The 23,338-nt window shown below is 63.6% G+C and carries 16 protein-coding genes; 11 read left to right on the top strand and 5 right to left on the bottom strand.

The genetic code is table 11. From position 1 onward, the window contains the following. The first annotated feature begins 240 nt into the window (after window positions 1–240). The 5 genes from AC0ZZU_RS17905 to AC0ZZU_RS17885 all read left to right on the top strand — a co-directional run bounded on the left by AC0ZZU_RS17905 (window position 241) and on the right by AC0ZZU_RS17885 (window position 9,462). Window positions 241–1,092, top strand: a complete 852-nt coding sequence (locus tag AC0ZZU_RS17905; protein WP_476342476.1) for a CAP domain-containing protein — start codon at window positions 241–243, stop codon at window positions 1,090–1,092. A gap of 231 nt (window positions 1,093–1,323) precedes the next feature. Then, window positions 1,324–3,549, top strand: coding sequence for a TonB-dependent receptor (locus tag AC0ZZU_RS17900; RefSeq protein ID WP_476342475.1), 2,226 nt, complete (start codon window positions 1,324–1,326; stop codon window positions 3,547–3,549). A gap of 177 nt (window positions 3,550–3,726) precedes the next feature. After that, window positions 3,727–6,144 carry a glucose/quinate/shikimate family membrane-bound PQQ-dependent dehydrogenase gene (locus AC0ZZU_RS17895; RefSeq protein ID WP_476342474.1) on the top strand — a complete coding sequence of 806 codons (2,418 nt, stop codon included), beginning with the start codon at window positions 3,727–3,729 and terminating at the stop codon, window positions 6,142–6,144. A 108-nt stretch (window positions 6,145–6,252) separates the two neighbouring features. Continuing rightward, on the top strand, window positions 6,253–7,539 hold the full coding sequence (locus AC0ZZU_RS17890; RefSeq protein ID WP_476342473.1) for a carbohydrate porin: 1,287 nt from the start codon (window positions 6,253–6,255) through the stop codon (window positions 7,537–7,539). 114 nt (window positions 7,540–7,653) lie between these two features. Further along, the gene (locus AC0ZZU_RS17885) at window positions 7,654–9,462 is read left to right on the top strand and encodes a GAF domain-containing protein (protein WP_476342472.1); all 1,809 of its coding nucleotides are present in this window, start codon (window positions 7,654–7,656) and stop codon (window positions 9,460–9,462) included. Here AC0ZZU_RS17885 and AC0ZZU_RS17880 read toward each other — a convergent pair. Next, window positions 9,459–11,675 carry an ATP-binding protein gene (locus AC0ZZU_RS17880; RefSeq protein WP_476342471.1) on the bottom strand — a complete coding sequence of 739 codons (2,217 nt, stop codon included), beginning with the start codon at window positions 11,673–11,675 and terminating at the stop codon, window positions 9,459–9,461. The genes AC0ZZU_RS17885 and AC0ZZU_RS17880 overlap by 4 nt on opposite strands. Before the next feature lie 176 nt (window positions 11,676–11,851). Between AC0ZZU_RS17880 and AC0ZZU_RS17875 the strand changes: the two genes are divergently transcribed. The 3 genes from AC0ZZU_RS17875 to AC0ZZU_RS17865 all read left to right on the top strand — a co-directional run bounded on the left by AC0ZZU_RS17875 (window position 11,852) and on the right by AC0ZZU_RS17865 (window position 14,672). Beyond that, window positions 11,852–12,118, top strand: a complete 267-nt coding sequence (locus AC0ZZU_RS17875; RefSeq protein ID WP_476342470.1) for a hypothetical protein — start codon at window positions 11,852–11,854, stop codon at window positions 12,116–12,118. 69 nt (window positions 12,119–12,187) lie between these two features. Continuing rightward, window positions 12,188–13,498, top strand: coding sequence for a substrate-binding domain-containing protein (locus AC0ZZU_RS17870; protein ID WP_476342469.1), 1,311 nt, complete (start codon window positions 12,188–12,190; stop codon window positions 13,496–13,498). A 172-nt stretch (window positions 13,499–13,670) separates the two neighbouring features. Next, window positions 13,671–14,672, top strand: coding sequence for a TerC family protein (locus tag AC0ZZU_RS17865; RefSeq protein WP_476342468.1), 1,002 nt, complete (start codon window positions 13,671–13,673; stop codon window positions 14,670–14,672). Here AC0ZZU_RS17865 and AC0ZZU_RS17860 read toward each other — a convergent pair. Continuing rightward, on the bottom strand, window positions 14,669–15,874 hold the full coding sequence (locus tag AC0ZZU_RS17860; RefSeq protein ID WP_476342467.1) for an acyl-CoA dehydrogenase: 1,206 nt from the start codon (window positions 15,872–15,874) through the stop codon (window positions 14,669–14,671). The two genes, AC0ZZU_RS17865 and AC0ZZU_RS17860, sit on opposite strands and share 4 nt — an antisense overlap. A gap of 136 nt (window positions 15,875–16,010) precedes the next feature. Here AC0ZZU_RS17860 and AC0ZZU_RS17855 point away from each other — a divergent pair, with 136 nt between their 5' ends. Both AC0ZZU_RS17855 and AC0ZZU_RS17850 read left to right on the top strand, forming a co-directional pair. Continuing rightward, on the top strand, window positions 16,011–16,952 hold the full coding sequence (locus AC0ZZU_RS17855; RefSeq protein ID WP_476342466.1) for a LysR family transcriptional regulator: 942 nt from the start codon (window positions 16,011–16,013) through the stop codon (window positions 16,950–16,952). Between the two features lie 228 nt (window positions 16,953–17,180). Continuing rightward, window positions 17,181–18,335, top strand: a complete 1,155-nt coding sequence (locus AC0ZZU_RS17850; RefSeq protein ID WP_476342465.1) for a cysteine desulfurase family protein — start codon at window positions 17,181–17,183, stop codon at window positions 18,333–18,335. Between the two features lie 93 nt (window positions 18,336–18,428). Here AC0ZZU_RS17850 and AC0ZZU_RS17845 read toward each other — a convergent pair whose 3' ends face one another. Genes AC0ZZU_RS17845 through AC0ZZU_RS17835 form a run of 3 tightly spaced genes read right to left on the bottom strand, consistent with a single transcriptional unit; the run spans window position 18,429 to window position 21,942 of the window. Then, complete coding sequence (locus tag AC0ZZU_RS17845; protein ID WP_476342588.1) at window positions 18,429–19,532, bottom strand: glycoside hydrolase family 1 protein; 1,104 nt, start codon at window positions 19,530–19,532, stop codon at window positions 18,429–18,431. A 56-nt stretch (window positions 19,533–19,588) separates the two neighbouring features. Further along, window positions 19,589–20,782, bottom strand: coding sequence for a UDP-galactopyranose mutase (gene glf / locus AC0ZZU_RS17840; RefSeq protein WP_476342464.1), 1,194 nt, complete (start codon window positions 20,780–20,782; stop codon window positions 19,589–19,591). Further along, complete coding sequence (locus tag AC0ZZU_RS17835; RefSeq protein WP_476342463.1) at window positions 20,770–21,942, bottom strand: glycosyltransferase family 1 protein; 1,173 nt, start codon at window positions 21,940–21,942, stop codon at window positions 20,770–20,772. The genes glf and AC0ZZU_RS17835 overlap by 13 nt, the downstream gene beginning before the upstream one ends. 317 nt (window positions 21,943–22,259) lie before the next feature. Here AC0ZZU_RS17835 and galE point away from each other — a divergent pair, with 317 nt between their 5' ends. Further along, a complete protein-coding gene (gene galE / locus AC0ZZU_RS17830) occupies window positions 22,260–23,306 on the top strand; it encodes a UDP-glucose 4-epimerase GalE (RefSeq protein WP_476342462.1) in 1,047 nt (348 codons plus the stop codon). Window positions 23,307–23,338: the final 32 nt, after the last annotated feature.

Raw genomic sequence — 23,338 nt, 5'->3', positions numbered from 1 at the left:
TTGATGGAGGGCCTTCATGGCAATGAGAGTGCTTCCCAACGATGCTTGAGGCTAGCAGACGCTAGTGGAAACAATTACCAATCCGATGCACTTTTTCGTTTACCGTGGGTCTACCCCCTCTTGTGACGCTTGCGATCCAATGCCCTGGGCCGATGTTCCGATCGACCGGGCGCAGTGAGACGCGCTTGTGTAGGATGGGCACGGCATATCGAGGCCGCTGCCAGCCATAGGGAGAGTTAAATGCGCGTCCTGTCATCCGTTGTCTGCCTTGCCACCTTGTCGCTGGGCCTGGCTTGCCCTGCCAGCGCCTTGGCAGGTGAAGAGGCGCAACTGATCGATTCGATCAACGCCTTTCGCAGTCAGGCTCGGCCCTGTGGGGGGGAGGCATCGCTGGAGCTTCCGCCGCTCAACAGCGACACTCGCCTGGCGCTGTCGCCGGAGGGTACCCGCGACCTGCAGCAGGCAATGACCCGGGCGGCCTATCCGATGGTCAACGTGCAGGCGATCAGCCTGTCCGGCCCGCGCGATGCACGTTCGGCCATGAGCGCCATCCGGGAAAGCTTCTGCCAGGTGGTGCTCGACCCCCAGTTCGTCGATATCGGCGTCAGCCAGGAGGGCCGTGACTGGCGTATCGTGCTTGCCCGGCCACTGCTCAGCGCCCGCCTGGGCGACTGGCAGGCCGAGGGCCAGAAGCTGCTGCAAGAGGTCAACGCCGCCCGCGCACAGCCGCGCCAGTGTGGCGGCCAGCCGTTTGCCGCCGCAGGCGCGCTGGGCTGGAACACCACCCTTGCGGGTGTGGCCGCCAACCATACCCGCTCGATGGCCAACCATAATTATTTCGACCATATCGACCGTGATGGCCGCACCCCTGGCGACCGCGCCGAACTGGCGGGCTACGCCTATCAGCAGGTCGGCGAAACCATCGCCGCCGGACGCGATACTCCCCGCAAGGTGGTTGATGGCTGGCTGGCCAGCTCCGGCCATTGCGCCACCCTGATGAACCCCGACTTCCGCGACCTGGGTGCTGCCTATGCCACCGATCCCAAGAGCGACGCCGGAATCTACTGGACCGCACTGTTCGGCGCCCCCTGAGCCTCGCGGTGGCGGGGCGGCCTGTCCCCCTGACGGCGTGGCGCTGGCGTTGACGCGCTCAGTACTGCAGCACGGTCCGGAAACATTCTGATTCGTCCCAGCTACGTGTCTCCGCGACCCATCCTTGAAATTGCGGAACGATCCTACAAGCCGCAGTGGCGCTCATGAACTGCCCGGACTTACGTGGCGACGCGATAGTGGAAGGCCTTCCCGCAACCCGAGGCCTGCTGCATGCCGCTTATCGAACACGCCCCCTCGTCCCTCCCCAGCCGTACCTCGCATCCGTTGATAGCATCCGCCCTTGGCCTTGCCGTCACTGCCGCGCCCATGGGCAGCCTGGCGGGCGACCTCCACCCGCCCATCCTGGAGCTGGACAACCTCAACATCGATGCCGAGCACTCTGGCAGCTACCGCACGGACCGCTCGGCGTCGACAAAGTACGCGGTTCCACTGCTCGACACTCCACAGACCATCACGGTGGTTCCTGGCCAGGTCATCCAGGAGCAGCAGGCATTGGGCCTGCGACAGGTGCTGGCCAATGTTTCGGGCATCACCTTCAACGCCGGCGAGGGCGGTGGCGGCTCGGGGGACAACATCAACATCCGGGGCTTCTCGGCCAACAGCAACATCCAGGTGGATGGGTTGCGCGACAGCACCCAGACCACCCGCTCCGACACGTTCAATATCGACCAGGTGGAGGTCATCAAAGGCCCCAACTCGGTATTCGGTGGCGCCGGCACCACCGGTGGGACGATCAACATCATTACCAAGCAGCCGCAACAGCACGCGTTCACCCACCTGGGCGGTGGCATCGGCACTGAGCAATACCGACGGCTGACCCTGGATACCAACCAGCCGCTGGAAGGCATCGGCCATGACAGCGCGATGCGCCTCAATCTCATGGCTCATCGCAATGACGTTCCGGGACGCGCGCAGGTCGAGCGTGGGCGCTGGGGCATTGCGCCAGCGCTGCGCCTGGGCCTGGACGAGTCCACGAGCCTGACCCTGACCGCGTTACACCTGGAAGACGACAATCTGCCCGACTACGGTGTCCCGGCCCTGGACGGCAAGAAACTGGACGGCGTCGACCGGCACGCCTACTTCGGCTGGAAAAACCTCGACAAGGAACGGATCCGGCAGAGCGCCCTGACGGCGGACTTCGAGCACGCGTTCAATGATGAGTTGCGCGTGCAGAACCTCACCCGCTACAGCCACACCGACCGTGACACCACGGTCTCGGCCTCCCACGTCAAAACCGAGGGCGTCTCCGCAGGCCGGTATTTGCCTGCCGGCCCTCAGGCCTACGGCCGCGATGCCGTCACGACACTGTGGATCAACCAGACGAACCTGACCGGCCAGCTGGATCTGGCCGGCATGCGCCATGACTTCGTCACAGGGGTTGAAGTCTCCCGAGAGACCCTGAACCTGGGTACCTACGACCATGGCCTGGGACGCGATTCGTATCCGGCCGATGGCTACGACCTCGGCAATCCGCCGGGGTACTGGTCGGGGCCGATCGCCAAGACCCGCAGCAGCCAGGCGCAGGCCGCGCTGACCAATCAGGCACTGTTTGTCTTCGACACCCTCGCGGTGCATGAGCAGTGGGACCTGAACCTGGGCCTGCGCTACGACAGTTTCAAGGGCGAAGTCGACAGCGCTGCCGTCGGCAAGTCAGCCTCGGGCTTCGAGTCAAGCGACAATGTGCTCAGCGGCCGAGCGGGCCTGATGTACAAGCCGTCCGAGAACGGCCGCATCTATATTGCCTGGGGTACCGCCTTCAATCCCTCCGCCGAGGGACTGGTGGGTTCCGGGCGAGGCCTCACCGCCGAGACCGAAGGCCTGTCGCCGGAAAAGAACCAGACCTGGGAGCTGGGCACCAAGTGGGTGCTGCTGGACAACCACCTCGACCTCGACGCGGCGCTGTTCCGGGTCGAGAAGCGCAATGCCCGCGAGAACATGGCCGATGGGTCCACCCAGCTGGCGGGGACGCAACGGGTACAGGGCCTGGAAGTCGGTGTGACCGGCCATATCAGCGACCAATGGGCGGTGTTCGCCAACTATACCTTCCTTGACAGCGAGACCCTCAAGGCCGCCGACACCCCAGCGGGTATCGCCCGTGAGGGCCAGGCACTGGGCAACACTCCACGGCACTCGATGAACCTGTGGTCCACCTATGCGCTGCCGGCGGGCTGGACCCTGGGCTACGGCGCGCGCCATGTGGGCGAACGCAACGTCACCTCAAGTACCACGGCCAAACTGGATGCCTACTGGGTGCACAACGCCATGGCTGCCTATCGGGTGAACGACAAAATGGACCTGCAGCTCAACATCAACAACCTGTTCGACAAGGCCTACGTAGAGCGGGTGCGCCAGCAGAGCGGTTCCACGTCGCGCTCCTCCGCGATCGAGTATGGCGATGCGCGGTCGGCGATCGTTTCCGCCTCCTATCGTTTCTGATCCGGCATGCCCTGTCGCACCGCGCCAGGGCGCAGCCCCCTGATGATCTATGCTTCAAGGTCCGGCCAGTGTCCAATTGTCGCAGCGACAACCGGTCTCAGTTTAATTATGTACTAACTTGTTAATTAGCTTGCTAAGGGTATAAACTTCGCCTATTCAACAGCGAGACTTTTTGGCATGAAGCAAGTACAGCGCGCCTCTGGCGCCACCTCTTTGATCCTGGTCGGCCTGGGCGTCATCATCGCCTTGCTCGGTCTTGCCCTGGCGGCCGGCGGCATCAAGCTCGCCGGTCTCGGGGGCTCGTGGTACTTCCTGATCGGCGGCGTGGTCATGGCCATAGCCGGTATCCTTGTTGCCCTGCGCAAGACGGCGGGTGCCTGGCTCTTCGCGGCGTTCCTGGTCGGTACCGCCGTGTGGGCAGTGGCCGATGTGGGCCTGGTGTTCTGGCCGCTGTTCTCGCGCATCTTCATGTTCGGCGCGATCGGCATGGTGGTGGCGCTGGTCTATCCCATGCTGTCGCGCGCCAATGGTGGCGCGCCGGGCCGCGCTGCCTACGGCGTGGCGGGTGTGATGGCGGTGGCGCTGGTGATCGCGGCGGGCAACATGTTTGTCGCCCACCCCACCGTCGCCCCGACCGGCACCGGCCCAGGCCTGACCCCCGTGGAGCCTGAGCAGGCGCAGAAGAACTGGGCCCACTACGGCAACACCGAGGGTGGCAGCCGCTTCGCAGCGCTGGACCAGATCAACCGCGATAACGTCGACAAGCTCAAGGTCGCCTGGACCTACCACACCGGTGACATCGCCGAGAGCGATGGCAATGGCGCCGAAGACCAGTTGACCCCGCTGCAGATCGGCAACAAGGTGTTCATCTGCACCCCGCACAACAACCTGATCGCCCTCGATGCCGACACTGGCAAGGAGCTCTGGAAAAACACGATCAACGCCAAGGCCGCTGTCTGGCAGCGTTGCCGGGGCATGGCCTACTTCGATGCCGCTGCGCCACTGGCCCAGCCGTCGCAACCCAACAGCTCGCAGGTGACCGCAGCGGTGGTACCTGCCGGTGCCAACTGCCAGCGCCGCCTGCTGACCAACACCATCGACGCCCGCCTGATCGCGGTCGACGCCGACACCGGCGAGTTCTGCCAAGGCTTCGGCAGCAACGGCCAGGTCGACCTGAAAGCCGGCCTGGGCAATGTGCCCGATGCCTATTACCAGCTGTCCTCCGCACCGCTGATGGCGGGTACCACCGTGGTAGTCGGCGGCCGCGTGGCCGATAACGTCCAGACGGACATGCCCGGCGGCGTGATCCGCGGCTTTGACGTGATCACCGGCGCCATGCGCTGGGCCTTCGATCCGGGCAACCCGCAAGACCGAAATGCTCCGGCCGATGGCAGCACCTATGTGCGCAGCACGCCAAACAGCTGGGCGCCGATGTCCTACGATCCAGCGATGAACACCGTGTTCCTGCCGATGGGCAGCTCCTCCACCGACATCTACGGCGTCGAACGCACCCGCCTCGACCACACCTATGGTGCCTCGGTGCTGGCGCTGGATGCGACCAGCGGTGAAGAAAAGTGGGTCTACCAGACCGTTCACAACGATCTGTGGGACTTCGACCTGCCGATGCAGCCGAGCCTCATCGACTTCACCAAGCCGGACGGCCAGACCGTGCCAGCGCTGGTCATCGGGACCAAGGCCGGGCAGATCTACGTGCTCGACCGTGCCACCGGCCAGCCGCTGACCAAGGTCGAGGACGTCAAGGTCAAGCCAGGCAATATCCCCAACGAGCCCTACTCGCCTACCCAGCCCAAGTCGGTCGGCATGCCGCAGGTCGGCGCGCAGACCCTGTCTGAATCCGACATGTGGGGCGCAACCCCGTACGACCAGCTGCTGTGCCGCATCGACTTCAAGCAGATGCGCTACGACGGCCTGTACACCGCGCCGGGCACCGACAAGTCGTTGAGCTTCCCGGGTTCGCTGGGCGGCATGAACTGGGGCAGCATTTCCACCGACCCGGTGCACGGCTTCATCTTCGTCAACGACATGCGCCTGGGACTGTGGATCCAGATGGTTCCCGCGCAGAAGAACGCCCAGGCGTCGTCCGGTGGTGAAGCACTGAACACCGGCATGGGCGCGGTACCGCTCAAAGGCACCCCGTACGCGGTAAACAAGAACCGCTTCCTGTCGGTCGCCGGTATTCCGTGCCAGGCACCGCCGTTCGGTACCCTGACCGCCATTGACATGAAGACCCAGAAAGTCGCCTGGCAAGTGCCGGTCGGCACTGTCGAAGACACCGGCCCGCTGGGTATCCGCATGCACCTGCCGATCAAGATCGGCCTGCCTACCCTGGGCGGCACCCTGTCGACCCAAGGCGGCCTGATCTTCATCGCCGGCACCCAGGACTTCTACCTGCGCGCCTTCAACAGCGGCAACGGCGAAGAAGTCTGGAAAGCCCGCCTGCCCGTTGGCAGCCAGGGTGGCCCAATGACCTACGTTTCGCCCAAGACCGGCAAGCAGTACGTCGTCATCACCGCGGGTGGCGCCCGCCAGTCCAGCGACCGTGGCGACTACGTCATGGCCTACGCCCTGCCGTAAGCCAGCGCACCCACCCCTTGCGGGTGGGTGCCGCGTTTGCGCGCGGTGCCCCAGGGCGCCGCGCTTTTATTTCCAACCCCCCGTTCGCGATTCCGTGGAAGTTTGCGCATGTCCTCCCCTATCCGTTTTTCCCCTGCCCGCCTCTTGCTGGCAGTCACCTGCAGCACAGCGCTGCCCGCCCTGGCCGACACCGGCTCGGACATCCTGACCCGCAACACCCTGACAGGTGACTGGGGCGGACTGCGCCATGAACTGGATGACGACGGCGTCCGTTTCACTGGCGACTACAGTGGTGAAACCGCCTACAACGCCCATGGCGGCATTCACCGTTCGGCTCGCTATTCGCAGAACATCAAGCTGGGCGTGCAGTTCGACCTGACCAAGCTGTACGGCCTGGAGAACGGCGGCAAGGTACAACTGACGATCAACGACCGGCGCGGCAACAGTGCCTCCGAAGACCTGGTTGGCAACCGCCTGCCCATCCAGGAAAACTACGGTGGCCTCTACACCCGCCTGACGGAGCTGAGCTACGAGCGCACCCTGTTCACCCCAGCGCTCAACGTCAAGCTTGGCTACATGGCGATGGGCAATGACATCGGCGTGCTCGACACCGGCATCCTGTGCAACTTCATGAACGCCGGCTTCTGCGGTCACCCGCTGAACATGTCGGGTGGCAGCGGCTGGACCAACTATCCGAATGCCCGCCTGGGCGTGCGCGTAAAATACGACTTCTCGCCCTCATGGCAACTGCGCGCCGCCGCTTTCAACGTCGACCCCGAAAGCAACGGCAACTCCAGCCGTGCCTGGCACCTGGGGCCCAAGCACACCACCGGCACGGTGGTACCCCTCGAACTGGTCTACAAACACCAGAGCGAGCTGCCTGGCGAGTACAAGCTGGGGTATTACTACGACAGCTCAGACGTCAAGCGCATTGGCAATGATGAGGAAGTGGCAGGGCGCGGTGGCCATTACTTCGTGTTCGACCAGGCTGTCTGGAACTCCGAATCCTCACCAGGCCGCACCCTGCACGCCTTCGGCCAGTACTCGGCAGCCAGCAGCGCGGCGTCCCCGTTCTCCAAGTGGTATGGCACCGGCGTGGTGCTCTACAAGCCATTTGCAGGCCGCCCGCGCGACACCGTGGCCCTGGGTTATGGCCGCGCCGTTCCCAACCCCCGCAGCCGGGATGTGCTGCAGGATGCAAGCCTGTCCCAAGGCGAAGCGTTCCCCAACCTGGACAGCGCCGAGCAACTTATCGAGCTGAGCTATGGGTATCAGGCGACGCCATGGCTGCTGCTGCGCCCGGACGTGCAGTACATCATCGAGCCGGGCGCGTTCTCGGGTGACAATATCGACAACGCACTGGTGCTGGGTCTTCAGGTCAGGGCGAGCTTCTGACCTGAAATTCTCCACGAACCTGCTCGTCAAGGCCTGACCTGCGCTACCATCGCAACAGCAGGCGCCCGCTGCTTCATCGCGGGCGCCAACCATTGTGGGGCGTTAGGGATAGACATGGCGAAATGGCTTGAAGGCGGCGGACTGATGGCTGAGCACATCCGCCGATACAACTGGGCGTCCACCCCACTGGGCCCACTGGAAGGCTGGCCGGATTGCCTCAAGACCACGGTGGCGCTGTGTCTGGCCTCACGCTTCCCCCAGGCAATCCTGTGGGGCCCAGAACTTGTAACCCTGCACAACGACTCCTTCTCGAGCATCCTGGGTGGCAAGCCCCTGGCGCTCGGGCGCCCCTTCCGGGACGTCTGGCAGGAAGCCTGGAGCGATATCGCCACCATGACAGAACTTGCCATGGCCGGCCAGGCGGTGTTCATCGAGGACTTCCCGCTGGTCATCCAGCGTAGCGGTGAGCCTGAGCAGGCATATTTCACGTTCTGCTACAGCCCCATCCGCGATCAGGATGGACAGGTGGTCGGCATGCTCGACACCGTTACCGAAACCACAGCGGCGGTACTGGCCAATCGTCGCCTGCGCTTTCTCGATGAACTGGGTCGCACGGTGACCGATATCACCGACCCTGGCGTGATCATGGCCACCACCACACGAATGCTCGGAGAACACCTGCAGCTATCGAGCTGCGCCTATGCACTGATGGCCCCGGACGAAAATGCCTTCACCATTTGCGGGGACTGGGTAGCGCCGGGCTCGCCGCACCTGCTGGGCGAATACCGCCTGGCTGACTTCGGGCAGCTGGCGGTCAGTAAACTGCGCGCCGGCCAGCCGTTGGTGATCAACGACAACCTCACGGAGCTGGCGCCTGATGAAGCGGCCACCTTCCAGGCCATCGGCATCACCGCGACGATCTGCATGCCGCTGGTCAAGTCCGGCCGCTTGACCGCACTCATGGCAATCCACGACAAGTCCCCGAGAGCCTGGACCCCCTACGAGCTGGGCTTGCTCAGCGAAGTGACCGAGCGCTGCTGGGCGCACATCGAGCGGGTGCAATCCGACGCCGAGGTGCACCAGACACTGGCCGCGCTGGAGGCCTTGAATGCCACCCTCGAGCAACGCGTCGATGAGCGCACTTCACAACTGCTGCATACCGAGGCCGTGCTGCGACAGGCCCAGAAGCTCGAAGCGATGGGCCAGCTGACCGGTGGCGTCGCCCATGACTTCAACAACCTGCTCACCATCATCCGCTCCGCGCTGCATTTCCTGCAGCGCAAGGAGCTTGCCGATGACCGCCGCGAGCGCTATTTGAAAACGGTTGCCGATTCGGTCGAGCGCGGTGCCAAGCTCACCACCCAGTTGCTCGCCTTTGCCCGGCGCCAGGCCCTGACACCGGAAGTTTTCGACGCGGGTCACCGGCTTGAGGCGATTGCCGACCTTCTCGATACGGCCACCGGCGCGCGCGTGCACGTCGAACTCGACCTGCCGGACACCCCATGCTTTATCCGCGCCGACCTCGGCCAGCTGGACACGGCCATCATCAACATGGCGATCAATGGGCGGGATGCCATGGACGGCGAGGGCAAGCTGATTTTCAGGCTCGAGGCCGACCAGCGCATGCCGGCTGCCGAAGGCGACAGCCCGCAGGACATACCCTTCGCCGCCATTTCGGTTATCGACACTGGCACCGGCATCGCTCCGCAGTTGCTCGAGCGGATTTTCGACCCCTTCTTCACCACCAAGGCAGCCGGCCAGGGCACTGGGCTTGGTCTGTCACAGGTGTTCGGCTTCGCCAAGCAATCCGGGGGTGACGTGCTGGTGAGCAGCATCGAGGGGCGTGGCACCACCTTCACCCTCTACTTGCCCCATGGCGACCCACAATCCTCGGAAACCGGGGGCGCCACCGTCCACCACTAGCCTCCAGGTTGTCGGCGCGACAGCGACAGAGCCAGGCTCTTGGCCAGCTCGATGCGCCGAAACGGCTTGCGCAGCACTTCGAAGCCACGCAGCTCGCGTGGGCTGAGGTTGGCGTATCCAGTGATGATCAGCACTGGCATCTCGGGGAAGCGCTCGCGCAGTTCCTGCGCAAACTGCACCCCCGTCTTGTTTGCCATGATGTGGTCGCTCACGAGGGCATCCGGCCGTAGCCCGTCTTCGATCAGTTGCAGGGCCTGCGCCGCATCGGCGGCTTCGGTCACCTCGTACCCCAGGTCACGCAACTGGAGAGCCGTGGTGTGGCGAACAATCTCTTCATCATCGACCAGCAGCACCTGGGTTGCGCCAGGCGCCAAGGCTACCTCCAAGGCATCGGTGACAGTATCTGGAGCCACCACCTCGCTGACGGGCAGCCAGATCGTCGCTTCGGTACCCTCCCCAGCCTTGGAGTGAATGCTGAAGCCGCCCCCAGACTGAAGCGCGAGTCCCTGCACCATGGGCAGTCCCAGTCCAGTGCCCTTGCCCACCGTCTTGGTGGAGTAGAACGGCTCGATGCAACGCTTGAGCACTTCTTCATCCATGCCACTGCCGCTGTCGCTGATCTGCAGCCATACGTAGCGGCCCGCAGCCAGAGGCCCTTGCCGTCCGTCATGTCTGCGCTCCTCCCCCGCGCGCAACAGCACCCGCCCTCCCTCGGCCATGGCGTCGCGGGCATTGACGACAAGATTGAGAATGGCCAGCTCAAGCTGGTGAGGGTCGACTACAACCGCAGGCAACGCCGGATCGATGAGGGTCACCAACTCGACGGTTGGCCCGATGGAGCGAGACATCAATTCCTGCATTTCGCTGACCAACGCCGCCAGGGCCACGGCCTGGGGCTTGAGGGTCTGACGGCGGGCAAAGCTCAGCAGCCTTCCCACCAGCACCCGCGCCCGGTCCGCCGAGAGCAGCGCGCCGTCGATGAGCCTGGTGGAACGTTCATCCTCCTGGCGCCGCCGGATCAACTCCAACGACGAAATGATGGGCGTCAGCATGTTATTGAAGTCGTGGGCGATGCCCCCGGTGAGTTGCCCGACCATTTCCATCTTGCGCGCTTCGTGCAATTGCAGCATCGCCGCTTCGCGCTGCGCGAACATGGCGGCCGCACGCGCTTCCAGGGTTTCATTGAGCGCCAGCAGCTGCGCCTCGGCGTTGATCCTTGCCGTTACATCGGAGCGCAGGGCACGCTCGGCCCTGGCATGGGTGATCGCTGACCAGATGCGCTTGGCAGCCTCCTCGACCAGTTCGCATGCATCCTCGACGAATACATGAGGAGGTTGGAAGTGTACGGCGAGCATGGCCTCGAGACCGCCAGCGCGCAGAACGGGGACATGCAGCGTTGACGTCAGGTCGACGCTGCTGGACGCATAACCTCGCTGTGCGCTGCGGCCCTCGCGCAGGGTGGCACGCAAATCATGACCAAAGTCCAGGTACCGGTTCTCACCTACCACCGAGGGCATGCCGTTGACCCAGTCCTGACGGACATTGAAGCTGGCGCCATCGCCGTTGTCCTCCCCGATGAAGACCCGGGCGGCACCTAGCTCTTCGCCGAGCCTGCGTATGGCGTAGGCTTCGATCTCTTCCGGTTCGGCAAGCGTGGGCAACGCCTGGCCCAGTTCCAGCAAGAACGCCTGGCGCCGCTGGAACTGCACGCGTTCAGTGGTTTCGGTAACGATGCACAGGACCCCGCCGATGTCGCCATTGGCGTCGCGCACCGGCGAATAAGACACATCGAAGTAGGCAGTTTCCCCCAGCCCGCGCCGTTCGATGTAGAACGGCCGGTCCTTGGCCGAGAAGGTTTCGCCAGTCTCGCGCACTCCACGCAGAAGCGGGCCGAGGTCGTCCCAGAGCTCCAGCCAGTTCTCCATGGCCGGGCGGCCCAGCGCCCGCGGATGCTTGCCGCCGATCGTCGGCGCGTAGGCGTCATTGTAGAGCGCCACGAATTGCTCGCCCCAGAACAACACGATCTGCGCGTGGGCGGGGAGGATCGTGGCCATCATCATTTTCAAGCTGGGCGGCCAGGCGTGCGGCGGCCCCAAGGGCGACTCAGCCCAGTCCATGTCTTGCAGCAAGGCACTGACCATGCCGCCGTTGAGCAAGAAGCTCCCCGGTTTTCTCTGGACGCCATCCGGGTCGTTTTCCAGAAGTGATTTCATGTCGTATCGCACGTCAATGGCTGGGCTGGTGACACCCGTCTCTGAATAAGAGGGTGGTGAATCCCTGTCGTTCCGCTGGTCTGGAATCTTTGCGCGGAGCACGCCGCCCATCCGTCAGCAGGAACGTCAGGAAGGGTCGCGGATTCTCTCGTAAAATCGCAGAGGATTTCAGGGCCATGAGCATAACCCGAGGCGTCACACTCAGTGCAGCGGATCAGCGATTTCTGCAGGCGCTCGCCCGTTGGCGCGCTTTGCTGGAGGACCGTGCGCTGCGCATGGAATGTCCGGACGTGTACCATGACGTGTTGCTGCGCGAGGCCGATGAGCTCGAGCGCCGTGGCGTGATCGGCTGGGAGGAGTGGCGCGACCTTCGCGTGGAAGCGGATGCGGCATATGTGCAGGCCGTGGCCGGGGCGGACTTTCATGGCAACCGCACGCGTTGACGGAAATAATTTCGTAATCTGGCTGACGTAATCTTTGTAACACTTCTACGCCAAAGAGCCCTGACAGGCATGCCCCGCCTCCTCCTCTGGCTTTTCGGCCTGCTCCCGCTGTTGGCCCAGGCCGATCCCGCACACCTGCGTATCCAGGGTTCCAATACCATCGGCGCTGCGTTGGCCCCGGCACTGGTCATGGGATTGCTGCGCGCCCAGCACGCCAGTGCCATTGAAACCCTGCCGGGTCCAGGCATCAACGAACTGCAGGTCAGGGCCAATGACATGACGGGCCAACGGGTGCGAATCGACATTGCCGCCCACGGCTCCAGCACGGGCTTCAGTGCCCTGGGCAGGGGCGATGCGGACCTGGCCGCTTCTTCACGCCCGATCAGTGACAGTGAGGTTGTCCGGTTGCAGGCACTCGGCGATCTGCGCAGCGCGGCATCGGAACAGGTCATCGGCCTGGATGGAGTCGCGGTGATCGTGCATCCGGACAATCCACTGCCGCAACTGAGCACCGCGCAACTGGCGCGCATCTTCTCGGGGCAGGTATCGCGCTGGGAGCAGTTGGGCATCACCGGCGGGGCGATCCATCTCTACGCCCGCGACGACCGCTCCGGCACGTTCGAGACCTTCAAGGCATTGGTGCTCGACCCGCGGCAGGCCATCCTCGCCGACACGGCCCGACGCTTCGAATCCAGCGAACAGCTCGCCGAACAGATCACGGCCGATCGCCAGGCCATCGGGTTCAGCAGCCTGGCGGCGGTCCACGGTGCCAAGGTGCTGGCCATTGCCGAGGGCCAGGCGCCAGCGATGCTCCCTACGCCGGCCTTGGTGGCCAGCGAAGACTATCCACTGTCCCGGCGCCTATACCTATATCTGCCCCAAAACGGCGTCCGCCACCAGGCCCTGGCCCTCGCCGAGTTTGCGCAGAGTCCGGCGGGCCAGCGCATCGTGGCCGCACAGGGATTTGTTTCCCAGCAGGTCCATGCCCTGCCGGCACCCGTGCAGGCCGACATGCCGCCGCGCTACCGGGCCTTGGCCAGCGAGGCTCGGCGCCTGACAGTCAATTTCCGCTTCCAGGAAGGAAGCGCCAGCCGCGACAACAAGGCCCTGCGCGATATCCATCGGGTCACCCAATACCTGCGTCAGGTCGGCAAGCTGCAGGCCCAGGCCGTTCTGGTCGGTTTCGGCGACCCCAAGGAAACCCCCGGCCGGGCTGCGCTGCTCTCGCGGCTGCGGGCCATGGCCGTGCGCCGCGAACTTGCCCGCGCGGGCGTCGAGGTCCGTTCGGTCACAGGTTTTGGCGACGACATGCCCGTGGCTGGCAACGATCAGGAACAGGGCCGCCAGCGTAACCGCCGGGTCGAGGTATGGGTCTACTGATGCCGGCGCGAGTGCGAAAGGCTGCGCAAAGAAATGTTACAGCGCCCCATTCGGCAACCCTGACAAGTCGAACTAGGCTCACACACATGTGATGCCGGGCCCCTCTGACGGCTGCCAAGCCGCCATGTCGGATCACTGTTGCTTGGCAACGTCGACAATCAAGGAGGGGCGCATGGCGGCTCTACAGGCATTTCTCTCCACACCGTTCCTCGGCACCGATACCTGGCTCTGGCTGGTCTTCATCGGCATCGTCATCGGCTTGCTGGTCCTCGACCTCGGCGTGCTCCACCGCACGGACCGCGAGATCGAGATGCGCGAGAGCCTGCTGTTGTATTCAGGCTATTTCAGCGTGGGCGTACTGTTCGGCATCTGGGTGTGGTTCGAGCTAGGCTCGCAATCGGCGCTGGAGTTCTACACCGGCTTCCTGGTCGAACAGTCACTGTCCATGGACAACGTCTTCGTCATGGCGATGATCTTCAGCTTCTTCGCCATCCCCCGCCGCTACCAGCACCGCGTATTGTTCTGGGGCATTCTCGGCGTCGTGTTCCTGCGGGCGATCATGATCGGCGTCGGCGCCGCCCTGGTGCAGAACTTCGCGTGGGTGTTGTACCTGTTCGGCGCCTTCCTGCTGATTACCGGCATCAAGATGTTCTTCTCTCGCGAGGACAGTCATCCCGATCTCGCCAACAACCCGGTATTGCGCTTCGTCCGCCAGCACATGCGCGTCACCGAACAGATCCACGGCGCACACTTCTTCGTTCGCCTGACCCCGCCTGGTGCGACCCACTCCTTGCGCTACGCCACCCCATTGTTCCTCGCGCTGGTACTGATCGAACTGGCCGACCTGGTGTTCGCCGTGGACAGCGTCCCGGCGATCTTCGCCATCACCCAGGACCCTTTCATCGTCTACACCTCGAACATCTTCGCCATCCTCGGCCTGCGCTCGCTGTATTTCGCATTGGCCGCACTGATGCACCGGTTCGTCTACCTCAAGTACGCGCTGGCGCTGGTACTGATCTTCATCGGCTGCAAGATCTTCTACCACGGGCTGATCGGCAGCGTGCCGGCGCTACTGTCGCTTGGGGTGACAATGGCATTGCTGATGGGTGGGGTGCTTCTTTCGCTGTTCCGGACGCGGGGCGAGGCAGGTGAAAGGCAGCCCCATCAGCGCTAGGCCTCGTATTTCCCAATCTCATACTTTCCAATCGCAGCCCGATGCACCTCATCAGGCCCATCCGCCAGGCGCAACGTGCGCTGCATGGCATACATGTACGCCAGTGGAAAATCACCGCTCACCCCGGCCCCGCCATGCATCTGGATCGCGCGGTCAATCACCCGCAACGCGACGTTGGGTGCGACTACCTTGATCTGCGCGATCTCGCTGCGGGCAACCTTGTTGCCGACGGTGTCCATCATGTAGGCGGCCTTGAGAGTCAGAAGCCGCGCCATGTCGATTTCCATGCGCGAGTCGGCGATCTTGTCGATATTGCCTCCCAGGCGCGCCAGGGGGCGGCCGAAGGCGCTGCGCTCGACCGAACGCTTGCACATCAATTCGAGCGCACGCTCGGCCATGCCGACCGAGCGCATGCAGTGATGGATACGACCTGGGCCAAGGCGGCCCTGGGCAATCTCGAAGCCTCGGCCTTCGCCGAGCAGGACGTTTTCATAGGGCACGCGGACATCCTCGAACAGCACCTCCGCGTGCCCATGTGGGGCATCGTCGTAACCGAACACCGGCAGCGGGCGGACGATCTTCACGCCCGGCGCGTCGGTGGGCACGAGGATCATCGAGTGCTGCTGGTGGCGTGGGCCTTCAGGATTGCTCAGGCCCATGAAGATCATGATCTTGCAGCGTGGATCGCAGGCCCCCGAGGTCCACCACTTGCGCCCGTTGATCACCCATTCGCCGCCGTCGCGCACGGCGGTGGCGGCCATGTTGGTGGCGTCCGAGGAAGCGACTTCGGGCTCCGTCATGGCAAAGGCGGAACGGATCTCGCCGCGCAACAGCGGCTCGAGCCACTGGCGTTTCTGCGCATCACTGGCATAGCGCACCAGCACTTCCATGTTGCCGGTGTCGGGCGCCGAGCAGTTGAAGGGCTCGGGGCCCAGCAGCGAACGTCCCATGATTTCGGCAAGCGGAGCGTATTCAAGATTGGTCAGGCCGGCGCCGTATGCCGACTCGGGCAGAAACAGGTTCCAGAGCCCTTCGGCACGCGCCCTTTCCTTGAGCTCTTCCATGATCGCAGTGGGCTGCCAGCGGTCACCTTCGGCCACCTGGCGTTCGAATACGGGTTCGGCGGGATAGACATACGCATCCATGAACGCGGTAACGCGTTCGCACAGCTGCTGGACCTTGGGCGAATAGGCGAAATCCACGGGTACACCTCACGAGATCAGAGTCATGGGCAAAGCCTAGATCAGCGAACCCGATCCACCTAACCTATTTTCCACGTGTATTACCATTCATAACCCATATAAGATCGGCCGATAAGATCAACAACGAGCGGCGCACATGAATCTCAGCAAAGTCGACCTGAACCTGTTTATCGTCTTCGACGCGATCTACACCGAAGCCAACCTGACCCGCGCAGGTCAGATCGTCGGCATTACCCAGCCTGCGGTGTCCAACGCCTTGTCCCGGCTGCGCGAGACCTTCAATGACCCGCTGTTCGTGCGCACTGCCCAGGGCATGGTGCCCACCCCCATGGCGCAGAACATCATCGGCCCCGTGCGCAATGCCCTGGCCCTGCTGCGTACCTCGGTGCAGGAAAGCCGCATCTTCAACCCGCTGCAGGCCAACAAGACCTTTCGCATCAGCATGACCGACCTGACCGAGGCAGTGATCCTGCCGCCGCTGTTCCAGCGCCTGCGCCGGCTCGCCCCTGCCCTGGTGATCGAGAGTTTTTCATGCAAGCGCCGCGAGACCACCAAGGAGTTGGCTGCGGGGCGCCTCGACTTCGCCGTCGACGCTCCGCTCAACACCGACCCACAGGTACGCCACGTCAGGCTCATGCAGGACCGCTACGTGTGCGCCATGCGCCAAGGTCACCCGCTGACCGGCACGCAGCTGACACTGGACCGCTACCTGGGCCTGACCCACATCCACATCTCCAGCCGCCGCAACGGGCTCGGCTACGTAGACCTTGCGCTGGGCAAGATGGGTGTGCAGCGCAGGGTCGCCCTGCGTTCGCAGCACTACCTGATGGCCTCCCAGGTGCTGCAGCAAACCGACATGGTCATGACCGTCCCCGAGCGCTTCGCACGACGTCACCAGCTGCGCTACCTGGGTCTGCCGGTGGAGGTGCCAGCACTCGAGACGCATCTTTACTGGCATGAGAGCACAGACCAGGACCCGGCCAACCGCTGGATGCGCGAGCAGATCATCGAATTGTGTCAGGCGGTCGTGGCGCAGGATGAACGCGAGGCGGCGCAGGTGCAGCTGTGTGAATCCTAAAGCCTGGAAGTGCGTCAATCCACATATAACCAAAAAGAATATAGATTTATAAACTAAAACTGACCTTGAAAATATTTTCTATATAACAGCGTAAATTAAGAAAAAAATTTTTCAATTCCCACTATCCGCCCAATAAAATAATAAAAAATTTCCCCCTCATCCCTAGTACCATTTTTTTAGTGATCGCCGGACAGCGGCGCCCTTTCATTGAATGGATCCGCCGCCACCATGACCAGCTCCCCGCTTTATTTCGATTACGCCGCTACCACTCCCGTTGACGAGCGGGTCATCGAGACCATGGTCGCCTGTCTGGGGCTGCAGTCCAACTTCGGCAACCCTGCCTCGAGTGGGCATGCATTCGGTCAGGCTGCCCGGACGGTCGTCGAGCGGGCTCGCCAGCAGGTTGCCGAGCGTGTGGGTGCCCGGCCAGAGGATCTGGTATGGACCTCCGGGGCCACCGAATCCAACAATCTTGCCATCAAGGGCATTGCCCAGAATTCGGGTGAATGCCGTCATCTGATCACAAGTGTGCTGGAACACAAGGCCGTGCTGGATACCGTCAATGAGCTTGAACGGCTAGGCTTTGCGGTCACACGACTGGCGCCGGATGCACAGGGGTTGATCCAGCCCGAGGCGGTCCGCGCCGCACTGCGGCCAGACACAGTGCTGGTTTCGCTGATGGCGGTGAACAACGAGCTCGGGACGATCACCGACTTCGCCCGTATCGGCGCCATTGTCCGTGAACACGGCGCACTCTTGCATGTGGATGCCGCTCAGGCCGTAGGCAAGGTGCTGATCGACCTGGGGCAGGTGCCGGTGGACCTGATGTCGTTTTCCGCCCACAAGGTGTATGGCCCCAAGGGTATAGGCGCGCTGTATGTCGGACCCCGTGCGCGTCCGGCGTTACGGGCGCAGATCCATGGGGGCGGACATGAAGGCGGATTGCGCTCGGGCACGCTGGCTACTCACCAGATCGTCGGCATGGGCACCGCCTTCGCCCTCGCCGGCCGGCCCGGTGACAGCGAATTCCAGCGTATTGCCGAGCTCAGCCAGCGGTTGCGTGAAGGTTTGCTCAGCCTGCCCGGGGTGACGCTTAACGGCAGCCCCGAACAGTGCATTCCCCACACCCTGAACCTGCGTATCGAGGCCAAGGGTTTCAACAGCACTGCGCTGGCGGGCGACCTGGCGCTTTCTTCGACCTCCGCCTGCAATTCCGCCGCCAACGCCGCTTCACATGTGCTGCTCGCCCTGGGCCTGGATGAAGCCCAGGCACGCAACAGCGTGCGGCTGAGCCTCGGGCGCTACACCGACCTGGCGCAGGTGGATGAGGCAATCGCAGTGTTCAAACGGGTGATCGGGGCAGGTGCGACGGCGCTCTGGTAGCTGTCATACGGCGTCGACCGGCGGCTGCAGGAGAAATTCGGTCAAGGTCGCGGCGCAGGCCTTGAACCCTCTCGAAACCATGCACAACGCATGTCAGCGCGCCCCCACCACCGACACGCCTGCGAACCGCTCCTGCAAGGCTTGCATCTCTACCCACAACGGATGGAAAGCAGCCCGCTCGCCTTGCCCATCCGGGTATCCGAACACACCCGCAGGGCAGTACCGTTCATCATCCCAGCCCGGATAGTCCAGCCACGGGTACCAGCACACTCCGGCCACCGGCAGCCCGCGTTGCAATGACAACGCCAGTTGCTCGGCCACATACCGCAGCCAAGGCACGCGCAGCATGTCCTCGGCGCCCGTTTCAGCCAGCAGGATCGGCCGCCGATAGCGCGCATACAGCTCGCTCAGCATGCCTGCCAGCGGCCTGAACTGCGGATCTCCGAACGCGATCCTGCCGCCATTGTGAATCCACTGGTTGTAGGGATAGACATTGGCGCCGAGGATATCCAGGTACTCTTCCCGCCCACCCAGCCCTGGCCAGAGCCTGCCCGTCAGCAAGTCCCAGGTCTCGAACTGCGCCAGCCGATAGCCTTCCGCCGCATCGATGTCATCGACGCGATGCGACGAGGGCAGGACATTGATCAAGGGATCACACTGCACCAACCTCGCGTTGGGCGCGACTTCACGGATAGCTTCGATCGCCGCGATGCTGGCACGCACCAGATGGTGCTTGAGCTCTTGGCCACGCCCATGGGTGCCGGGGTTGAAGTAGGCAACATCGCCACCGGCCCAGCTCCAGAAGGAAATCTCGTTGATCGGCGAATAGAACGGCGCCTCGATGCCCTCCTCGCGCATCAGCCGTGCAACCGCGCCAGCGAAGCGCGCGAACCGTTCGACAAAGGCCGGCCGCCAGATGTCCAGGTCATCAGGATAGCCGTAATGGCACAAATCCCAGACCACCTGCACCCCGCTGTCCCTGGCAGCTCGAAGCATGGGCAGGAAGCTGCTCCAGTCGTAGCCTGCGCCGGGACGGTCGATCAGGTGCCACCGCAATCCATCGCGGGCACAGCGCACACCCAGTTCGGCAAGCTGACGGTAATCGCGCTCCGCCCACCGCGCGTGACCGGTGGCCTGGAGCATGTCCAGGCGCAGGCCATCACGCCGCCGGTGCGTCGAGCACTCGTAGCCCGCCATCAGGAAGCTCTGAAACAGCCCTCCCGACAGAGGCAGGGCTGCCGCTCCCAGGCCGGTCAACCGGGCTCGGCCTCATGGGGGTCCAACGCGACGCCTGCTTCCTGGGCGATGCGCTGGTACAGGGCAAGTGCCTGCCCTACCACCTGGTCCATGTTGTAGTACTTGTAGGTCCCCAGGCGACCCAGGAACGTCACCCCCGGTGTCTTATCGGCCAAGGCCTTGTAGCGCTTGTAGAGCTCGGCATTTTCCGGGCGTGGCACCGGGTAGTACGGGTCGCCGTCGGCACAGGGATACTCACGGGTGATGCTGGTGTGCCGATGCACCTGACCCGTAAGGTGCTTGTACTCGGTGATGCGTGTGTAGGGCACCGCCTCGTCCGGATAATTGACCACGGCCACCGGCTGAAACTGCTCCTGCTCCAGGGTCGCATGTTCAAAACGCAACGAGCGGTAGGGCAAGCGCCCGAAGCAGTAGTCGAAGTACTCGTCGACCGGACCGCAAAAAACCAGATGGCGATACCTGACCCGGTCACGCACGGCGTTGAAATCAGTGCCCAGGAGCACGTCGATGGCCGGAAGATCCAGCATGCGCTCGAACATCCGCGTGTAGCCGTGCAGTGGCATGATCTGGAAGCGGTCAGTGAAATAACGGTCATCGGTGTCGGTACGGGTGGGCACGCGCGAGGTCACCGAGCGGTCCAGCTGCGAAGGATCGAGCCCCCACTGCTTGCGGGTGTAGCCGCGAAAAAACTTCTCGTACAGTTCCTGGCCGATCTGGTTGATCACCACATCCTCGGACGTCTGGATCGATGCGACCGGCTCTGCCCGCTGGGCGAGAAATTCCTGGGCCTCGATCTCGTTCATCGACAGGCCGTACAGGATATTGAGCGTGGTGAGGTTGATCGGGATCGGCACCCGCTGCCCGTCCACCTCGGCCAGGACCCGGTGCTCATAGGGCCGCCACTCGGTAAAGCGCGACAGGTAGTCGACGATGCGGGCCGCGTTGGTATGGAAGATATGCGGACCGTAGCGGTGCACCAGGATGCCGGCTTCGTCATGATGGTCGTAGGCGTTGCCGCCCACATGCTGGCGCCGGTCGAGCAGCAGCACGGTGCGGTTCATGCCCGCGGCCAGGCGTTCGGCCAGCACGCTGCCGGCGAAGCCCGCGCCCACGATCAGGTAGTCGTAGCCTTGTGCAGCCGGGCACTGGGAAGGGCCGTCGATGGCCGATTCAAGGGTTACCTGTGGCATTCGATCTGCTCCTTCATCGAGGCGCAGGTCTTGTCCCACGACATGCCGTCCAACGCCTTGTCAGCCCGCTGTACGAACGCATGTACGTCGTCATTGGCATCAAGCGCGGCCTGGATAGCGGCGATGAATGCCTGGGGGGAGTCGGCGATAGTGACTACCCCACTGTCGCCATAGCCTGTGATCACGTCGCGGATCGGAGTCGACACGACCGGACAGCCCCCGGCCAGGTACTCAGGCGTCTTGGTCGGGCTGATGAAGCGGGTCGACTCGTTCAGGGCAAACGGCATCAGCGCCACGTCCCAGCCAGACAGGTATGCCGGGAGCTCGTCGTATTGCTTGCCGCCCAGGTAGTGGAGGTTCGGGGCGCGCGGCAGCGTGTCGGGATCGATCTTGACGACCGGCCCGAGCAGCACGATTTGCCAGTCGGGGCGTTGCGCCGCGACGTCGCGTACCAGCTCTATGTCGAAACGCTCGTCGATCACCCCGAAGAAACCCAGCCTGGGATGGCCGATGCCCACCTGGTCAGCAGGCTCGGGCAAGCTGCCCCGTGCCTTGCCGAAGTGGGCGGTATCGACGCTGCTGGGCATGGGATGGACGTTATCATGGTGCTCGCGCTTGGCCTCCCACAGGCTGTAGCCGCCGGTAAAGACCACATCGGCGCGTGCGAGCAGCTCTCGCTCCATGTCCAGCAGCGCGGCGGGAGCGTTCTTGAAGGCCGAGAGCTCGTCCATGCAGTCGAATATCACCACCCGGCCTTGCAAATGACGGGTGAAGGTCAGGCTCATCGGGGTGATGTACCACAGCAACAGCTCACTGCTGCCCTGCTGGGACAGGCGGGTATCGAGCAAGGCCCGCAGGGCCGCATTGATCTCCGACTCACCCAGGCCGTGGGGCAACCTGGGCACCAGGACGCTGACGCCGTCGGCGCCGCGGTAGGACTCGAGCCACGGCGTGGGCGTGTCCTCGAACAGCGGTTCTTCGAAAAACAGCACGTCATAGTCGCGGGCAAGCCGGGACATCACATGTTGCGGGCGCTGGTAGACAAAGCCCCAGCGCAGATGAGACAGGCACAACAACGTCGGGCGCAACGCCACCGTCTGGAGCGGCTCCGGATCAGTTGCGCGGGGGGCAGGCTGTAGAAGGTGTTCTGGCTGATTCATGCGCGCTTCCTTTGTATGAATATCAATACCGGGGACGTCCCGACACCGCGAGATCAACCCTTGCGCTGAGCGCCGGGGCACCACGATCCCTGCACCTCCATGTGAAAAGTTGGAGCTGCCGCCCAGAGTGGGCGTTCAGCGTGCTTTTCTCCTACCCGATGAGCTGCATTGCCCGCTTGTCAAACTGCCTTGAACTCCTGCCCCGCCGCGAAGCCCTCTGCATAACAAGCCGCAGTCTCGAACGTGCGCATGGATGCGAGTCCGCCAGGAGGCGGCATGCCGATGACAACGGTCCTGGCAAACAAGGAGGCTTATCAATGATTCTGGTGACCGGAGGTACGGGCTACATAGGCGCTCATGTGGCCGTAGAGCTGCTGAACAATGGCGATGAGGTGCTGATCCTCGACAACCTGTGCAACAGCTCAAGGGCGACGCTGGGCCTGATAGCCAGCGTAGCTGGCAAAACGCCAGGCTTCGTGCAGGCGGACGTGCGGCACCGACGCACGCTCGACAGCTTGTTCAGGGAATACCCTATCGAGGCGGTAGTGCATTGCGCGGGTCTCAAGGCCGTCGGCGAAAGCGTGCGCGACCCGCTGCGATACTACGCCACCAATGTCGGCGGCAGTGTAACGCTGTGCCAGGCGATGGCCGATGCGGGGGTGTTTCGGTTGGTGTTCAGTTCATCCGCGACGGTCTATGGCGATTGCCCGCAGATGCCCATCGCCGAGACCTGTCCCACCGGCCAACCCACCAATCCCTATGGCCAGTCCAAGCTCATGGCCGAGCATGTGATGCGCAGCACCGCCGCATCGGACGCGCGCTGGTCGGTAGGCCTGCTGCGCTATTTCAACCCGATCGGGGCGCACCGCTCCGGCAAGCTTGGCGAGCGGCCCAACAACACCCCCAACAACCTGCTGCCCTATCTGCTGCAAGTGGCGGCCCGAGAGCGCGCGGTGCTCAAGGTATTCGGCAATGACTATCCGACGCCCGACGGTACCGGGGTGCGGGATTACGTGCATGTGGCGGACCTGGCGGATGGGCACGTGCGAGCGCTGGAGTATCTGAGCCATGAAACCGGCGTGCACGTCTGGAATTTCGGCACGGGCCGTGGTTATTCGGTCCTGGAGGTGGTGCAGGCGTTCGAACAGGCCTCGGGGATCAGGGTGCCCTTGAGTTTCGAAGCGCGCCGGGAGGGGGATATTGCCCGCTGCTGGGCGGACCCGGCCAAGGCGGCGCTCCAGATCGGCTGGAAAGCCCGGCACGGCCTGCAACAGATGCTTGAAGATGCCTGGCGCTGGCAGTGCTGCAGCCGGGCGCGCGATGAGGCAAGTGTGCTGGCGAACCTGCCGGCCACTGGCCGTTGAGTTCGCCCGCTAAGGGAAACCGGCCCTGAGCG

The sequence above is a fragment of the Pseudomonas sp. JE3303 genome (assembly GCF_056312565.1).
This window is presented reverse-complemented; position numbering and strand designations above follow the sequence as displayed.

Excerpts from the sequence above, each read along its gene's own strand:
- AC0ZZU_RS17880 (WP_476342471.1), bottom strand. The coding sequence starts at position 11,675 with ATGAAATCACTTCTGGAAAACGACCCGGATGGCGTCCAGAGAAAACCG.
- AC0ZZU_RS17850 (WP_476342465.1), top strand. The coding sequence starts at position 17,181 with ATGACCAGCTCCCCGCTTTATTTCGATTACGCCGCTACCACTCCCGTT.
- AC0ZZU_RS17885 (WP_476342472.1), top strand. The coding sequence starts at position 7,654 with ATGGCGAAATGGCTTGAAGGCGGCGGACTGATGGCTGAGCACATCCGC.
- AC0ZZU_RS17890 (WP_476342473.1), top strand. The coding sequence starts at position 6,253 with ATGTCCTCCCCTATCCGTTTTTCCCCTGCCCGCCTCTTGCTGGCAGTC.
- AC0ZZU_RS17845 (WP_476342588.1), bottom strand. The coding sequence starts at position 19,532 with ATGGCGGGCTACGAGTGCTCGACGCACCGGCGGCGTGATGGCCTGCGC.
- glf (WP_476342464.1), bottom strand. The coding sequence starts at position 20,782 with ATGCCACAGGTAACCCTTGAATCGGCCATCGACGGCCCTTCCCAGTGC.
- AC0ZZU_RS17835 (WP_476342463.1), bottom strand. The coding sequence starts at position 21,942 with ATGAATCAGCCAGAACACCTTCTACAGCCTGCCCCCCGCGCAACTGAT.
- AC0ZZU_RS17905 (WP_476342476.1), top strand. The coding sequence starts at position 241 with ATGCGCGTCCTGTCATCCGTTGTCTGCCTTGCCACCTTGTCGCTGGGC.
- AC0ZZU_RS17900 (WP_476342475.1), top strand. The coding sequence starts at position 1,324 with ATGCCGCTTATCGAACACGCCCCCTCGTCCCTCCCCAGCCGTACCTCG.
- galE (WP_476342462.1), top strand. The coding sequence starts at position 22,260 with ATGATTCTGGTGACCGGAGGTACGGGCTACATAGGCGCTCATGTGGCC.
- AC0ZZU_RS17895 (WP_476342474.1), top strand. The coding sequence starts at position 3,727 with ATGAAGCAAGTACAGCGCGCCTCTGGCGCCACCTCTTTGATCCTGGTC.
- AC0ZZU_RS17870 (WP_476342469.1), top strand. The coding sequence starts at position 12,188 with ATGCCCCGCCTCCTCCTCTGGCTTTTCGGCCTGCTCCCGCTGTTGGCC.
- AC0ZZU_RS17865 (WP_476342468.1), top strand. The coding sequence starts at position 13,671 with ATGGCGGCTCTACAGGCATTTCTCTCCACACCGTTCCTCGGCACCGAT.
- AC0ZZU_RS17855 (WP_476342466.1), top strand. The coding sequence starts at position 16,011 with ATGAATCTCAGCAAAGTCGACCTGAACCTGTTTATCGTCTTCGACGCG.
- AC0ZZU_RS17875 (WP_476342470.1), top strand. The coding sequence starts at position 11,852 with ATGAGCATAACCCGAGGCGTCACACTCAGTGCAGCGGATCAGCGATTT.